We start from the raw sequence: 15,539 nt of genomic DNA, 5'->3' as shown, positions 1-15,539 counted from the left end.
GACAGGTTGCTCTTACGCCGCAGATTTCATTCCCTTTTTTGTCGCCGGCGCTTGCGCGGCGTTTGGGCAGGTTTCGCAAAAACCGCCCTGTGTCAGTGCGCGTTGCATGCAGCATACCGACCTTCGACATACCAGCACCTTTACCCCGGAACGCTGGGCGGCCGCCCGGAACGTCTTCATGACGTTATGACCCAGAAAATCGGTCAGAAGTATTAAAAGATCTGTACCGGACGGCAACTGCAACGTTTTCTTTTGATGGGCAGGGTCGCGCCCGCTAATGTGATGCCTGATTGAAATATTGTGTCCCTTGAGCAATTCAGGGATATTGCCCAGCCTGTCTGCACCCACCACCACGGCCCTGACTTCCGACATGAGAATCTCCTTTGCGCTGGAATATCCGTAACAGTAATCATTCTTATTAATGATGTCAATAAGAACAGTTCCTATTCCGACCATTGAAACAAGGAGTGCGCGGCGGCCTGTGACCGACGAACCGCGTTTCAGCCGTTGACGACCTCGCGCATCGGCTCGGAGTCGAGTGCTTCCTGAACTACTTCCCGGTCGAGTTCGGGAGAAAGCATTTCGAGCAGCACGTAGACATAGTCACGCAAGAAAACCCCCGACTTGATGGCGACCCGAGTGGTATGCGTGCCGAACAGATGGCCGGCCGGAATACCGACCATGTTTTTGTCGCGACGTGGATCAAAGGCCATACCGGCAATTATGCCTACCCCCAACCCGACATCAACGTAGGTTTTAATAATGTCTGCGTCGATGGCTTCGAGGACGATATCGGGGGTGATGCCCGCCGATGCAAACACTTCGTCGATCGTGCAGCGACCCGAGAACTGCCGGTCGTAGGTGATGATCGGGTATTGCGCCAGTTGCTCAAGCGACAAGGCCTTGGCCTGGCTTGAGGTAAGTTCGGTCAAAGGGTGGTCGGGGCGAACCACAATCACGTGCTCCCAGGAGTACACCGGCAAGGTCGCCAGCCCCGGGGTGCGCGCCAACGACTCGGTTGCAATCGCCAGGTCGGCCTGCTCATGCAGCACCATTTGTGCCAGCGTGGGCGGGTTGCCCTCGGCCAAAGACACCCTTACTTTAGGGAAACGTTCGCGAAATGCGGGTATGACTTTGGGCAAAATATACCGCGCCTGGGCATGCGTGCAACCTATCACCACCCCGCCCTCGTCGCGATGGGCGAATTCATCGCTGACCTTTTTCAGGTTGTCGACCTCGCGCATGATGCGGTCGATCACCTGTGCCACCACGGCACCGGGTTTGGTCAGCCCCTTGATGCGTTTACCGTGGCGCTCAAAAATTTTAATGCCCAGCTCGTCTTCGAACTCGATAATCGACTTGGAAACGCCCGGTTGCGAGGTGAACAACGCCTTCGCCGCCTCGGTGAGATTGAAGTTGCGGCGTATGGTTTCACGCACAAAACGGAACTGTTGCAGATTCATAATGAGAATGGCCGATTAGAACCAACCCATTATAAGTAATATAGAAGCGATTCCAAATTATTTTGAAGCATATACTCGAACCATTCTGAAAGCGCATCTTTTAGCCTTGAATGCGGCCAGCGCCGTTGCGCGCTTTGCAGATACCCGCGCGCCCCCCGCTGCGACCCCCGCCACGAACGATGATCAAGCCGTTCAGCGGCGTGCTTCGCGCGGCGCCTTTATACGTAATTTACGCCACATCATGAAGACCATGAGCGCAGCAAACACCCCATGCACCAGCCACACCCCCAGGCCAAAGCCAAGTTGACCGCTGCCTATCCAGCCTCGAGAAAGGTTGATCAGGTTCATATAAAGCAAGCCGATAAGCCCGGCCATGAGCAGGTCGCCCGAGCGCCCCAACCGAGGGTTGACCGACCCCAGCGGAATAGCAAGCAGAGCCAGGTTCAACGCCGCCAACGGTAACGCAATACGCCACATGATCTGAGACCGCGCATTGTCGGTGCTATCTTGGACCAATTGTTCGGTGGGTCGGGCCTTGATCTGGCTTTCGGCAAGTGCGCGCATGGCCTGCGGCGACGTAGCGTCAGCCTGGCTTTCTAGTCGAAAGCCGTACTTGTCGAAATCGAACAACCTGAATTCGGCCGAATCGTTCTTCAGGTCGTAACGGTGCCCTTCGCTTAGCACCAGAAAACGATCGCCATTTGCCTGGGTTTCGATGCGTGCGCTTTCGGCCGCCACGACGCTTAACCAATCAGCGTCGATGACCCGCGCCACGACTCGGCCCAGTTCATCTCCGGACCGGGTGGGCGCCTCGGCGAAAAAAACCCGTCCGCCGTTTTGCGTCTCGATGAACTGGCCGACTGTCACCTTGGACAAGTCAGAGCGCTGTTCGTAGCGCTGGCGATACTCGCCGATCTGACGATAGGCCCAAGGCGAAGCAAACAACGTAAGAAAGGCGATAAGCATCGCAACGGGCACCGCCACACGCAACACCGGGCGAACCCAGTCTTTGAGCGACAGGCCGCTGGCAAACCAGACCACCATTTCGGATTCGCGAAAGTTGCGCGTAACCGTAGTAAGCACCGCAATGAACAACGACACCGACAAAATGACCGGCAAGGCTGTAATGCTTGAAAAGGCGGCCAGGCCCAACACGACATCGCCCCCAATGGCACCGTTGGCGGCCTCGCCCAGCAGCCGCACCAGCAGCACGCTGAGCCATACAACCAGCAGGGTGGAAAACACCACGCCGGCATGGCTTAAGATTTCGGAGACGACGGAACGCTTGAATAGTGACATGAGACAATATGCAGGATAATCGATAGTTTACTCAATAGCATCCTGAAGACACCTTGGGGAATCTCGTATGGAATTTAGCACACAGACCACAGCCTCTTTGCATCAGATAAAAACCGCGGCATTAGCGGTTGGGGTCTTTACCGACGGCATGCTCAGCAGCCCCGCCGACATTATCGACAATGCAAGCAACGGCGCCATCCGGGAAGTACTAAAGTCTGAATTCAACGCCAAGCCCAATACGCATCTGGTACTACGTAATCTGCCGGGCGTATCGGCAGCTCGAGTCATTTTAGTCGGCCTGGGCAAACAGCAAAGCTATAACGCCAAAATTCACGCCGGCGCCGAGCGTGCCTTCGCCAACTATTGCGCGCAGGCCCGCCTGACCGAAGGCGTTTCCACACTTGCCTCGATCGAGTGCGAAGGCACAACGCTGCGCAGCCGCGCGCAGGCCTGCGCCACGGAAGCGGGCCAGTCGGTGTATCGATACGACGCCACACTGGGCAAGCGCGACCGCGACACTCAGCCCAAGCTGCGTAAAATCACAGTGGTGGTCGGACGCGGCCAAGCTCCACAGGCCCAGCAAGGGCTGGCTGCGGGCCGTGCCATTGCCAACGGCATGCAGCTGGCGCGCAAGTTGGGCGACCTGCCCGGGAACGTCTGCACACCGACCTACCTGGGCACCACGGCCAAGCAGCTTGCCAAAGAATTCAAAACAGTTTCCGCACGCGTGCTCAACCTCAAGCAGATCGAAGCGCTGAAAATGGGCTCGTTCCTGTCGGTGGCCAAAGGCTCGAACCAGCCGCCGGCCTTTATCGAGATCAAGTACACCCCGGCAATAGCCGGCAAAGGCTCAAAAGGCGCAAAGCAGCCCATTGTGCTGGTAGGCAAGGGCATCACCTTCGATGCAGGCGGCATTTCGCTTAAGCCTGCCGCCAATATGGACGAAATGAAATACGACATGTGCGGTGCAGCCAGCGTACTGGGCACCGTGCGCGCCATCGCCGAACTGGGCATCGAGCAGCCGGTAGTCGCGCTGATTCCCGCTTGCGAGAACCTGCCCAGCGGCCAAGCCAACAAGCCGGGCGACGTCGTCACCAGCATGTCGGGCCAAACCATTGAAATCCTGAATACCGACGCCGAAGGCCGCCTGGTGCTATGCGATGCCCTCACCTACGCCGAGCGCTTCAAGCCCGCGGCGGTCATCGACGTCGCCACCCTGACAGGCGCATGCGTGGTGGCACTGGGGCATGTCAACACGGGGCTGTTTTCAAAAGACGACGAGTTGGCCGACGGCCTGTTGCGAGCCGGCAAAGCCACCAACGACACCGCCTGGCGCATGCCCCTCGAAGAAGACTATCAAGAGCAACTGCGTTCCAACTTCGCCGACATCGCCAACATTGGCGGCCCCCCTGCCGGCTCCGTCACGGCTGCGTGCTTCTTGTCGCGCTTTACCGAAAAATATCGCTGGGCTCACCTGGATATCGCCGGCACGGCATGGCGCAGCGGTAAAGACAAAGGTGCTTCGGGCCGACCCGTGCCCTTGCTTACCCAGTTCCTTATCGACCAGGCCTGATCCGGCATGATCAAGGGCATGCTTGCAAGCCCCTCCTGGGCTTTCCGGCAGTAATGGCGCGCATCGACTTCGCCTTCGGCGCAAGCGACAGGTTGCGCGCCGCCTGCGATGCGGCATACAAGCACTATCGCAAAGGCGGGCGTCTGGTGGTGTATTGCACCGACCAAACCCTGCTCGAACGATTCGACCTGATGCTTTGGGGTTTCGAGGCAACGGCTTTCGTGCCCCACGTCCTTGCCGACGATGCCCTGGCACCGCAAACCCCTGTCTGGCTCAGCAGCAAACCTATCCAGCCACCTGCTGGACCTGGCCCTGCTGTCTGGCTGCTTAACCTTGACGAGGATTGCGCGCCGGGGGTCGAGCATTACGAACGCGTGCTCGAGATCGTGCCGCAAGACGAGGCTTCAGTGCAGGCAGGGCGCGAGCGCTGGCGGCAATATAAAAGCCAGGGGCACGATCTGCATGCCCACGACCTATCGCGCGCAGCAGCAGGTCGCTAAATATATATAGGTGCATATATGAGGCGTTATAGCCAGAGTAATACTGTTTTGTAGGCCGACAGCCCGGTTTGGCGGCCCAATTCGCGTTTTTCTTGTATCGTTGCAACGCCGGAGCTTGATTATTCAGCATTTTGTAAGTTAATCTGTTCCAGTAACCGGATAAGCTCACCCTGCTTGCGGCACGCCTATCCCTCATATTTCTGTCTATCGATTTAAGGACGCACATGAACGACTCACGAGAAACCACCTTGTCACGCGGCTATGCAGCCACGGGCGAGGTCATGCGCAACCGGGTGCTCCGAAACACTTACTGGTTGCTGGCTTTGTCGCTCATTCCAACGGTTTTGGGCGCATTCGTCGGGCTGAACACGGGGCTGAACGCTGTCATGGCTACCAGCCCGGGCATCAGCATCGTCGTGTTCCTGGTCGGCGCTTTCGGCCTGATGTACTTGGTGGAACGCAATAAAAACAATTCGCTGGGCGTGGCGTTTTTGTTAGCGTTCACGTTCTTCATGGGCATTATGCTGTCGCGCCTTATTGGGCATGTACTGGGCTTTTCAAACGGCTCGCAGTTGATCATGCTGGCGTTTGGCGGCACGGCACTGGTGCTTGGCACGATGGCTACAGTGGCCTCCACCACCAAGCGTGATTTTTCGCACTGGCAAAAGTTTTTGTTTATTGGCGTGGTGATTCTGATCGTCGCATCGGTGGCCAATATTTTCCTGCAGTTGCCGGCGCTGGTTCTTACCGTTTCGGTATTGGCCATCGGAATTTTCTCGGCCTTTTTGCTCGTCGACCTGCAGCGGGTGATCCGGGGCGGCGAAACCAACTACATTTCGGCTACGTTGGCGATTTATCTTGATCTTTACAACATTTTCGCGAACCTGCTGATGCTGCTGGGCATCTTCGGCGGCGATCGCGACTAAGCGTTGATTTAATCAGCAGGCCTGAATTATTTTTTTGGGTACTGTTGAAAAAGCCGAGCCGGGTGACTGGCTCGGCTTTTTTGAGTTCTTCTGCCGGGCCAGGGGCGGGAAAGTCTATGGCGGGCCCATCTCGCGGCCCGTCCTTCGGCGGGCTCCCCGCTTTTTCTGCATTTGGGCGGAGGCGTCCGAACTCGACCTCGTCGCTACGCTCCTCGGGACTCGAACAAGCGGGCGCCTTTGAGCCGCCCAAATGCAGAAAAAAGCGGCGCGAGACGAAAGGCCCGCCATAGACTTTCCCGCCCCTGGCCCTGGAATTGAGTGCCATCGCCCCCGCTTGTATTCAGAGTGGAGGTACCGATAAGAATGGTTGCCACCGCGATCACGAGAACGGCGGGCGGCATTGTCACTAAGTCCGGGTCGGATCGCAGCCAACCCGCCCCAGCGGGTTGGCTCTTCGCCATCAGGCACACCTCTTGCGCCTCTCTGACTTCAACGTACAGGAGCGCGCCATGACACACCCAGCCATTCTCCAAAGCAGTCGCCCGCCTACGGGCCCGGGCACAGGCATCCCGGGTCAGCCGAGCCAGCCGGTGCCGCATCCAGAGCCGACTGATGCACCCGGGCATGTCCCAGAGCCGGAAGACCCCGGTCAGGGCCAGCCCATTCCGCCCGAGCTATAGCCGCCCCCCTATTCCAGGTGCAATAAGCGCGTCCCGACCCACTCATCTACAAGGGCCAGGGACGGGGAAGCCTATGGAGGGCCTTTCGTCTCGCGCCGCATTTTCTTCGTTCGGGCGGGATAAAGGCGGCAGCCTGTTCGAGTCCCGAGGAGCGTAGCGACGAGGTCGAGTTCTGCCGCCGCCCGACCGAACGGAGAAAATGCGGGGAGCCCGCCGAAGGACGGGCCGCGAGATGGGCCGGCCATAGACTTCCCCGTCCCTGGCCCGACAGAAGAACTCAAACAACAGCGCCACACCTAGCAAAAGCCAGTGTTGCAAAGACTCAATCAGCAGCCTCACACAACTTATTCAGCCGAAACAGCCGCTCACGCTTCAAGATGACAGAAAGCGGCTCCAAGGGCCGACCTGCCGCGACCAATTCCAGCGGCACTTGCTCCAAGCTCGACAGCAACAGCTCACGATACGCACCCCAGCAGCCCACCATGAGCTGGTCCGGGTCCAGCAGCCCGATACCCAGCGACCGCAACTCCGACCGTCGAAAATCGCGCAGATTCCGTGTGACCACTGCCACAGAAGCCTCAGGCTGCTTTGCCAGCACCGCACGTGCTACCGCGATTACATGCCAGTCCTTCGGGTCGCTGTGCACCAGTCCCTCTTTGAACAGCGCCACCTCACCTTGATCCGCCGCCGGGAACAAGGCCTGAAGCTCCTCCCATTGCTGCGCCACACTTTCAGAGGGAACATCCCAGATACGCGCCGCATTGCGTCGCCATTCGTCGCCGATTATTTCGCTCCAGGCCGGCTGAAAACATGCTTGCTCGGCCAGGCGCAGCAGAACACCCCGCAGCACATTCGAAATGAGTACACAGGTGTCCAGCACCACAAATTGGGGTACGGGGTTCAAAACCGCTGCAGCGCCATTAAGACCTTGCGCGTTTGCAAGGGGCGGGCCAGAAGCTCATCGAGGCGTCGGCGCAAAGACGCTCGCAATGCGGGCTCGGTGACCAGGTCGTCGAAATCAGGCGCGGCCTCATCCAGACCATAGCCCGCCTCGGTCAGTAAGGTCCATTCAAAACGGCGCAGGGCTCCTGCCGCTCGGGAACCACCGGCTAGTTGCTCTAGCGCGGCATCATAGGCGTCGTACAGCTGTGGGTGCGGGTCTTCGCGTGGCAACAGGCGAAGCAACAGCTCGTTCATATACCAGGCCGACATCAGCGCCTTGCCGCCCAAGGGGCGCACGCCGGCACAATCGGCTCGTACCAGGGTCTTGACCTCGCCCGCCCCGCTCCACGATAGCGCCAGCGGCTGAAACACCGACAACACAGGACGCAGAACTGAATAAGGACGCTTGGCACCTTTGGCGACAAGGGCCATGCTGCCATGGTCCCGTGTAAAGGCCTGCACGATCAGCGAAGTTTCTTTCCAGTCGGTCGCGTGCAGCATGTAGCCCGCGGCGTCATTGATGCGATGGGCTCGCCGGCTACTCATATCCCAGTTCGCGCAGGCTGCCTTCATGATCAGACCAGCCCTTTCTGACCTTGATATACACCTCGAGGTGAACCGGTTTACCCAGCAGCTCTTGCATGTCTTGTCGGGCTTCAGAGGCGATGCGCTTCATGTGAGTGCCGCCGGCGCCCAGCAATATGGGCCGATGGCCTTCGCGCTCGATGAGAATGCAGGCGGCAATGTGCGCGCCGGCGTCGGTTTCTTCCCATTGCTCGATGACAACAGTACAGCCGTACGGCAGCTCGTCGCCCACCAGGCGGAAGATCTTTTCGCGCAATAGCTCGGCGACGATAAAACGCACCGGACGGTCGGTAAGCGAATCGGCCTCGAACATGGGTTCGCCTTCGGGTAGGCGCGAGGCAATTTCGGTAAGCAGGTTCTGTAGTTGGGTGCCACGTGCGGCACTCACCGGCACAACGGCTGAATAGGGATGCAACGCCATGATCTTGCTGACGTAAGGAAACATGGCGTTCTTGTCTTTAAGCGCATCAACCTTATTGACCACCAATATGGTGTTGCCCTTGGGCAGCAAAGGCAACAGGTTTTCGTCGCCCGCCGACCACTTGCCTGCCTCGACCACGTGCAGGACGACATCGACGTCGGCCAAGGCCTGGGTCACTGCGCGGTTCATCATGCGGTTCATCGCGCCGCCATGCCGGGTCTGAAAGCCGGGCGTATCAACGAACACGAACTGCTCATTGTCGCGGGTAAGAATGCCATTGATGCGATGACGCGTGGTTTGCGCCTTGCGCGAAACAATAGAGATTTTGCTGCCGATCAACGCGTTGGCCAAGGTGGACTTGCCCACATTGGGGCGACCGACAATGGCGACGAAGCCGCAACGAAAAGGCGTAGTCATTTGTTTTCCTGCGTTACGGCCACAGGCAGCGAAAGCTGCGTGGCCTTGCGGGCCTTGTTTCGGCCCGAAGTGCCCTTGCCTGGCCCCAGGGCCTGTACGGCAGCAATGGCTTGCGTGGCCGCAAGTTGCTCGGCCGCACGACGGCTGGAACCCGCCGCCGCCACCTTGATTTCAAGCTTGGGAATGGAACACTCGACGTCGAACATCTGGTTATGGGCGGCCCCGTGCGTGGCAACAACCGTGTAGGTGGGAAGGTCAAGTTTGCGACCCTGTAGCAATTCTTGCAATAGGGTCTTGGGGTCTTTGCCCAGAGTTTTTGGGTCGACGCCCTGCAGGATGGGCGTGTACAAACGCGAAATCACCCGCTGCGCCGCGTCAAAGCCGGCATCCAGAAAAACGGCACCAAAAATGGCTTCAAGGGTGTCGGCCAAAATTGACGGGCGTCTGAAGCCACCGCTTTTAAGCTCGCCCTCGCCCAACCGCAAATACTGCGACAGCGCCAGCTTTTGTGCAATATCGGCCAACGAAGACTGCTTCACCAGATTGGCCCTGAGGCGCGAGAGATCACCCTCGTCTATCTTGGTGAAACGCTTGAACAGCATGGCGGCAACCACAAAATTAAGCACCGAATCGCCCAGGAACTCGAGGCGCTCGTTGTGGCGCGCGCTATGGCTGCGATGCGTCAGCGCCCGTTCGAGCAGGGTCGCGTCCTGGAACTGATAATCAAGTGCGGTTTCTAGGGTTGCCGTGCTCGCCATTATTGGAATCCGCCGATGCGGCTCGGTTCGCTGAAGTTCATCCAGATAAGAAAAGCCCGTCCGACGATGTTCTGTTCGGGCACAAAGCCCCAATAGCGACTGTCGAGACTGTTGTCGCGATTGTCGCCCATCATGAAGTAATGATTCTGGGGCACCACGCAACGCAAGCCATTATGAAAGTACTCACAATTTTCGCGATATGGAAAATCAACAATGGGCATGTAGTCTTGCGGCGCATGCTTGTTAAGCAACAAGCTGTGTTCGTGACCGCCTACGGTTTCAGTATAGCGCCCGACATACACCGAGCGGTCAGGCTCGAAATAGTCACCGGTTCGGGTCTGGTCAACCGGCTGACCGTTGATGAACAGTATTTTGTCCTGGTATACCACTTCGTCGCCTGGCAGGCCCACCACGCGTTTCACATAATCGATCTTGGGATCGACCGGGTAGCGAAAGACCAGCACGTCGCCCCGGGCCGGCTCGCCGATGTCAATGACCTTTTTGTCAACGACAGGCAGGCGTATGCCGTATTGGAATTTATTGACCAGGATCAGATCGCCGTTTTGCAGGGTGGGCAACATCGAGCCAGAAGGAATACGAAAAGGCTCGACCACGAACGAGCGCAACATGAACACAAACAGTATGACCGGAAAAAAGCTGACGCAGTATTCGATCCACCACGGCACCCGGTGCGCGTCGTCGTAAGCCTCTTGACGCAAGCGTGCGGCTTCGACCGTGCCGACCCCGGTGGGGTTGGCATCGAACACGGCCATTTGCGCCTGCGCCCGCGCAAGGCGCCGTGAACGCAGAAAGAAAAAATCGAGACACCAGACGGCTCCCGTCAGTACCAACAGCACAAAAAGTATTAGCGCAAAATCCCAGCTCATGCCCGGCAAACCCTATTTTTACTTGTCTTCAACTTGCAGAATGGCCAGGAAGGCCTCTTGGGGAATCTCTACGTTACCAACCTGCTTCATGCGTTTCTTGCCGGCCTTTTGCTTTTCGAGCAGCTTCTTCTTGCGCGAAATGTCGCCGCCGTAGCATTTTGCCAGGACGTTCTTGCGCAGCGCCTTCACGCTTTCACGGGCAATGATTTCAGCGCCGATAGCGGCCTGAATGGCAATATCGAACATTTGACGCGGAATCAGGCCGCGCATCTTGCTGACGACTTCCCTACCGCGATACCGAGCGTTGCTGCGGTGCACCATCATGGATAAGGCGTCGACGCGGTCTCCGTTGATGAGCACATCGACCTTCACGACGTCGGAAGTCTGATACTCTTTGAACTCGTAATCCATAGATGCATAGCCGCGCGAGACCGACTTCAGGCGATCGAAAAAGTCGAGCACGATTTCAGCCAGCGGCATCTCGTATACAAGGTGCACCTGCCGGCCGTGGTAGGTCATGTTCTTTTGTACGCCGCGTTTGGCCAGGCACAGGGTCATGACAGGCCCTACGTACTCTTGCGGCATGAACAGGGTCAGCATGACCATGGGCTCGCGTATTTCAGCAATTTGACCTATTTCGGGCATGCGCGACGGGCTTTCGATCATGACCACCGAACCGTCGCGCTGCTCGACCTCGTAGACCACCGAGGGCGCCGTGGTGATGATGTCCATGTCGAACTCGCGTTCGAGCCGCTCTTGCACGATTTCCATGTGCAAGAGCCCCAAAAACCCACAACGGAAGCCAAAACCAAGCGCCTGCGACACTTCGGGCTCGAACATGAGTGACGAATCGTTCAATTTGAGCTTTTCGAGCGAGTCGCGCAATTGGTCATACTCACTGCTTTCTACCGGATACAGGCCGGCGAACACCTGCGGCTTCACCTCTTTGAAGCCAGGCAAAGGCTGGGTGGCAGGCTTGCCCGCCAACGTGATAGTGTCGCCCACCTTGGCATGTTCGAGCTCTTTGATGCCGGTAATGACAAAACCCACTTCGCCGGCCGACAAGCGGGTGCGCGGCTGCGACTTGGGGGTAAACACACCGAGCTGCTCGCAGGGGTGGGTTGCGCCGCTGGCCATAAGCTGGATCTTGTCCTTGACATTCAGCACGCCGTTAACGATGCGTACCAGCATGATCACACCCACGTAGTTATCGAACCACGAATCGATGATCAAGGCCTGCAGGGGCTTGTCGACACTACCTGCGGGGGGCGGCACCCTGGCCACGATGGCCTCCAGAATCTCGTCGATTCCCATGCCGGTTTTGGCGCTGGCCAAAATGGCCTCGGACGCATCAATGCCGATGACGTCTTCGATTTCTTCGCGCGCCGCCTCGGGGTCGGCCGAGGCCAGATCCATTTTGTTCAGGACAGGCACGACTTCGACTTCGAGCTCGATGGCGGTATAGCAATTGGCCACGGTTTGGGCCTCGACACCCTGAGAGGCGTCAACCACCAGCAAAGCGCCTTCGCAGGCCGATAACGAGCGGCTGACCTCATATGAAAAGTCGACGTGCCCCGGCGTGTCGATAAGGTTGAGCGCGTAGGTTTTTCCGTCTTTCGCCAGGTAGCTCAGGGACGCTGTCTGGGCCTTGATGGTAATACCCCTTTCGCGCTCAATGTCCATGGAATCAAGCACCTGGGTAGACATTTCGCGATCGGCCAGACCCCCGCAACGCTGAATTAGCCGATCGGCGAGGGTCGACTTGCCATGGTCGATATGGGCAATGATGGAAAAGTTGCGGATGTGATCCATAAACCTGCGGAATCAGGCCCGATAGGGGCGGGTTGTGTAAAGAAGCGAGAAGCGCCTATACGTAAAAAAGAGGAGCGCATCGGGCGCCCCTCTTGCTGTCACCACATTTTAGCCGGTTTGGACGCTTTTATTTCGAGGGGGTAACCGGTACCCACTGCGTCTGGCCATCGCGCCAAACAAGCACGGCTGCCGCCTTGTCCTTGTCGAGTCCTTTGACCACCTTGGCGAAGTGCGCTGCATTGTCGATGTCTTCGTTATTGATGGTAAGAATGATGTCGCCGGCTGCGATGCCCGCTGCTGCCGCCGGACCTTGTGATTGCGTAACTTGCACGCCATTTTTAAGGTCGGCCCGCTTGAGAATCGCTTCGGGCACGTCTGCGACGGTCAGGCCCAAAGCGTCGGCAGCGGTGCCCTGAGCCTTGGGTTCTGAAGCCGAGCCGCCTTCGGTCGCAGCTGGTATTTCGCCCACTTTGACTTTAAGGGTTTGCGACTTGCCTTTGCGCCAGACCTCAAGATTGGCACGTGTGCCCGGCTTGGTTTCGCCCACGATACGAGGCAGATCAGTCCAGTCCTTGATGGGTTTGCCGTCAAACTGGGTAATTACATCGCCCGAACGCACGCCGGCCTCGGCCGCAGGGCCGCCTTGCTCCACATTGCTGACCATGGCGCCCCGGGCGCTATCGAGCCCGATGGCCTTGGCAACATCAGGCGATACCTGCCCGATCTGCACGCCGATACGACCGCGTGTAACCTTGCCGTGATCTTTAAGCTCTTTGACAACGCGCATGACTTCGTCGATGGGAATTGCCAGTGAAATGCCCATGAATCCGCCGCTTTGAGAAATGATCTGCGAGTTGATACCCACCACCTCGCCCGCCAGATTGATTAGCGGCCCGCCCGAGTTGCCGGGGTTTACGGCGACGTCGGTCTGGATAAAGGGCAGGTAGTCGCCCGTGTCGCGGTTGATGGCGCTGACGATACCCGCCGTAACGGTGGAGTCAAGGCCGAAAGGCGAGCCGATGGCCAAGACCCACTGCCCCTTTTTCAGCTGTTTGGAGTCGCCGATAGGCAATGGCGAAAGCCCCTTGACGTCGATCTTGATAAGAGCGATATCGGTACGAGGATCGGTTCCAATGATTTCGGCAGTGTGTTCCTTGCCGTCGGTCATGGTTACGAAGATACCGTTAGCGCCCTCGACCACATGGTTATTGGTAAGAATGTAACCGTCTTCGGAAATGATGAAGCCCGACCCCACCCCACGCGGCACGATACGCTGCTCGTCGGTAGAGGGCGGCCCATTGCGCCGGGGCGACGGCTGAACGCCCGGGGGCATGAAATCAGGTCCGAAGAACCAGCGGAACATCTCGTAGGGATCATTGCCGCCAGGGCCAAACGGCGACTGGCGAACCGGCACGGCCTCGGTGGTGCGTATATTCACCACGGAGCCCTCGCTTTTGGCGACCACTTCGGTAAAGTCGGGCACGGCCAGAACGGGTATTGACGACTGGGCGCCCGATACCGCCGACGCGCAGGCCAGAACGACCCCAATCGTGGCCAGAAAAAGAAACTGCTTGAGTTTATACAGGGACATGCATGCTGTACGCATTGGTTTGACTCCTCGTACTAAAAGCTGGGCTTATTGGAGCGTGCCACCGGGCGGCACGTATTCGATGTGGTCGACCAACCGACGCAAGGTTGCTGCAGGCACCTCGCCAAGCGCCGTCAGCCAGTAGTCGCCGATGCGCGCACCATAGATGTTCATGGCGCCATTTTGCATCGACCCCTTGCGCGTCTGTTGCGAACTCTGGGAAGCTTGGAACGGCTCGATAAAGACCGATATCGCAGCCAGGCCGTCGGTGATGACCATTTGCATGACTGGTTTGCCGGATTTCATGGGCCGTGAGATTTGCATGCTTTGTTCGAATCCGGGCGGCAGCGACACCCGCCAGCCAAGCTCGGTGACATCGATGGTCTTTGTCGACAGCTCGACGGTTCGCCAGCCACGGGTGTCCCAGGGGGCCTGTAGATCGCTCGCCTGAACACCGCCGCCCTGTTGCAGCGACGTAAAAGCAATTTGATTGATGACCTGGCCCTGGGTGTCGACGGTTTGGGCTTTGATAAGCAGTTTGGTTCTGGGGTCGACACAAAAGCGGTAGCCGTAACGCAGTTCGTCACGCGGTCGAAGTTCGACCGGCAGGCACTCGTGGCCGGCAATGCGTTGCATGGCCTTGCCTTCATCGAGTACATAATGGTTGTCGAGTTGATGACTTTCGCCCAAGAGTACGCCTGGGAAACGATCCATGCGGTGTTTTTCGACAAGCACCAGCTTTTTGGTGGGAACCAGACATTGAACCGTATCGTTGTGCCGGATGAATTCGCGCGGCTCGCCGTCGAGAATAACCAGCCGCTCGCGCTCGCCCGTGCCGTCAACGACATGCACAATGCGCGACGACTGCATGTTGGCGCCCTGCTGATAGGTAAATATGCCCGCGTAATCCGATTTGCGCGCCGCTTGCTGGGTTTCCTGAAGAAATTGCGTTACCTGGCCGGCTTGCCTTTGTGCCTCGGCACCATGGGCTGATGCCGCAAGCGCGCACGCCAACACCACAATAACGCCTTTGAACCGGGCCAGTGCGGCGCTGCGAGCCAGTTGCCTGTATGTATAGGAAGCTGGGACCTGCCTTGTCATCAGCGTGAGGCTCCTGTGCCGAATGACACCTGACGTATGGGGTTGGCGCCTGCAAACTGCCGGTGCGCTTCAATGTAATCGACGACCTGGTCGTCGTCGGCGGCCGCCAATACTTGCACTTGTGAACCTTCGGACGCCTGGCCTGAAAAATAAGGCAACGCGACCCACACGACTGAAGCAATGGCTGCCGCCACCGCCACGCCGGACAAACCCAGCCTGGCGGCGGAAAAACCCACACGCGGTGTGGCCACGATGGGGGGCTCTGCATCGATTGCCTTTGACAGGCGGGCATAAAACAGATCGGAGGGCTTAAGGGCTAGCTCTTCGCTGCGCAATACATCGCCGATCAGATGATAAGTATCCCAAACCTGTCTGCCGTAGGGTGAATCGAGATCTTCGGGACGGATTTCGCCGTCACCGTCCATCCATGCGGATACGGTGCTGTCCCAGGACTCGGTCTGAGCGTCTAAATTGACACCTTGCATTTCAAAACTCCTTACCACCGACGTTCGGGGTCGGTGTCCAAAACAGGACGCAGCTGCGTCGCAATAGCCTCGCGGGCGCGAAATATACGCGACCTGACCGTA

The 15,539-nt window shown here is 58.1% G+C and carries 16 protein-coding genes and 1 pseudogene; 4 read left to right on the top strand and 13 right to left on the bottom strand.

What is annotated here, in order from left to right; translation table 11 throughout:
* Nucleotides 1-12: 12 nt before the first annotated feature.
* The 3 genes from VL003_RS11875 to lptF form a co-directional block, all read right to left on the bottom strand.
* Complete coding sequence (locus VL003_RS11875; protein WP_325442743.1) at nt 13-372, bottom strand: DUF2325 domain-containing protein; 360 nt, start codon at nt 370-372, stop codon at nt 13-15.
* 128 nt (nt 373-500) lie between these two features.
* Nucleotides 501-1,463 carry a CysB family HTH-type transcriptional regulator gene (locus VL003_RS11870; RefSeq protein WP_325442741.1) on the bottom strand — a complete coding sequence of 321 codons (963 nt, stop codon included), beginning with the start codon at nt 1,461-1,463 and terminating at the stop codon, nt 501-503.
* A 192-nt stretch (nt 1,464-1,655) separates the two neighbouring features.
* The gene (gene lptF / locus VL003_RS11865) at nt 1,656-2,762 is read right to left on the bottom strand and encodes an LPS export ABC transporter permease LptF (RefSeq protein ID WP_325442739.1); all 1,107 of its coding nucleotides are present in this window, start codon (nt 2,760-2,762) and stop codon (nt 1,656-1,658) included.
* Between the two features lie 67 nt (nt 2,763-2,829).
* On the opposite strand from lptF, the gene VL003_RS11860 reads away from it, so the two are divergent.
* The 4 genes from VL003_RS11860 (at nt 2,830) to VL003_RS13425 (ending at nt 6,171) form a co-directional block, all read left to right on the top strand.
* Nucleotides 2,830-4,335, top strand: a complete 1,506-nt coding sequence (locus tag VL003_RS11860; protein ID WP_325442737.1) for a leucyl aminopeptidase — start codon at nt 2,830-2,832, stop codon at nt 4,333-4,335.
* 53 nt (nt 4,336-4,388) lie between these two features.
* The gene (locus tag VL003_RS11855; RefSeq protein WP_325442735.1) at nt 4,389-4,835 is read left to right on the top strand and encodes a DNA polymerase III subunit chi; all 447 of its coding nucleotides are present in this window, start codon (nt 4,389-4,391) and stop codon (nt 4,833-4,835) included.
* A gap of 224 nt (nt 4,836-5,059) precedes the next feature.
* The gene (locus tag VL003_RS11850) at nt 5,060-5,761 is read left to right on the top strand and encodes a Bax inhibitor-1/YccA family protein (protein ID WP_325442733.1); all 702 of its coding nucleotides are present in this window, start codon (nt 5,060-5,062) and stop codon (nt 5,759-5,761) included.
* A 314-nt stretch (nt 5,762-6,075) separates the two neighbouring features.
* Nucleotides 6,076-6,171 (top strand): YHYH domain-containing protein, encoded by a 96-nt coding sequence (locus VL003_RS13425; RefSeq protein WP_349255614.1) that lies wholly within the window; start codon nt 6,076-6,078, stop codon nt 6,169-6,171.
* A 592-nt stretch (nt 6,172-6,763) separates the two neighbouring features.
* On the opposite strand, the gene VL003_RS11845 is transcribed toward VL003_RS13425, so the two are convergent.
* The 10 genes and pseudogenes from VL003_RS11845 to VL003_RS11800 all read right to left on the bottom strand — a co-directional run.
* Complete coding sequence (locus VL003_RS11845; protein ID WP_325442731.1) at nt 6,764-7,345, bottom strand: PIN domain-containing protein; 582 nt, start codon at nt 7,343-7,345, stop codon at nt 6,764-6,766.
* On the bottom strand, nt 7,342-7,929 hold the full coding sequence (recO, locus tag VL003_RS11840) for a DNA repair protein RecO (protein WP_325442729.1): 588 nt from the start codon (nt 7,927-7,929) through the stop codon (nt 7,342-7,344). The genes VL003_RS11845 and recO overlap by 4 nt, the downstream gene beginning before the upstream one ends.
* Nucleotides 7,922-8,806: a GTPase Era gene (era, locus tag VL003_RS11835; protein ID WP_325442727.1), complete on the bottom strand. Its 885-nt coding sequence runs from the start codon at nt 8,804-8,806 to the stop codon at nt 7,922-7,924. Before era ends, recO begins: the two co-directional genes overlap by 8 nt.
* The gene (gene rnc / locus VL003_RS11830) at nt 8,803-9,564 is read right to left on the bottom strand and encodes a ribonuclease III (protein WP_325442725.1); all 762 of its coding nucleotides are present in this window, start codon (nt 9,562-9,564) and stop codon (nt 8,803-8,805) included. The genes era and rnc overlap by 4 nt, the downstream gene beginning before the upstream one ends.
* The gene (gene lepB, locus VL003_RS11825; protein ID WP_325442723.1) at nt 9,564-10,451 is read right to left on the bottom strand and encodes a signal peptidase I; all 888 of its coding nucleotides are present in this window, start codon (nt 10,449-10,451) and stop codon (nt 9,564-9,566) included. Before lepB ends, rnc begins: the two co-directional genes overlap by 1 nt.
* Nucleotides 10,452-10,469: 18 nt before the next feature.
* Nucleotides 10,470-12,263 carry a translation elongation factor 4 gene (lepA, locus tag VL003_RS11820; protein WP_325442721.1) on the bottom strand — a complete coding sequence of 598 codons (1,794 nt, stop codon included), beginning with the start codon at nt 12,261-12,263 and terminating at the stop codon, nt 10,470-10,472.
* Nucleotides 12,264-12,390: 127 nt separating this feature from the next.
* Nucleotides 12,391-13,854, bottom strand: coding sequence for a Do family serine endopeptidase (locus VL003_RS11815; RefSeq protein ID WP_325442719.1), 1,464 nt, complete (start codon nt 13,852-13,854; stop codon nt 12,391-12,393).
* A 45-nt stretch (nt 13,855-13,899) separates the two neighbouring features.
* Nucleotides 13,900-14,952, bottom strand: a complete 1,053-nt coding sequence (locus VL003_RS11810) for a MucB/RseB C-terminal domain-containing protein (protein WP_325442717.1) — start codon at nt 14,950-14,952, stop codon at nt 13,900-13,902.
* Nucleotides 14,952-15,437 carry a sigma-E factor negative regulatory protein gene (locus VL003_RS11805; protein WP_325442715.1) on the bottom strand — a complete coding sequence of 162 codons (486 nt, stop codon included), beginning with the start codon at nt 15,435-15,437 and terminating at the stop codon, nt 14,952-14,954. Before VL003_RS11805 ends, VL003_RS11810 begins: the two co-directional genes overlap by 1 nt.
* 11 nt (nt 15,438-15,448) lie before the next feature.
* A pseudogene (locus tag VL003_RS11800) lies at nt 15,449-15,539 on the bottom strand (RNA polymerase sigma factor RpoE); the annotation flags it as partial.

The sequence above is a fragment of the Pusillimonas sp. genome, from assembly GCF_035515275.1.
In the GTDB taxonomy this organism is placed as follows: domain Bacteria; phylum Pseudomonadota; class Gammaproteobacteria; order Burkholderiales; family Burkholderiaceae_B; genus Pusillimonas.
Note: the sequence above shows the minus strand (reverse complement) of the source record. Positions and strands in the feature narration are given on the sequence as shown.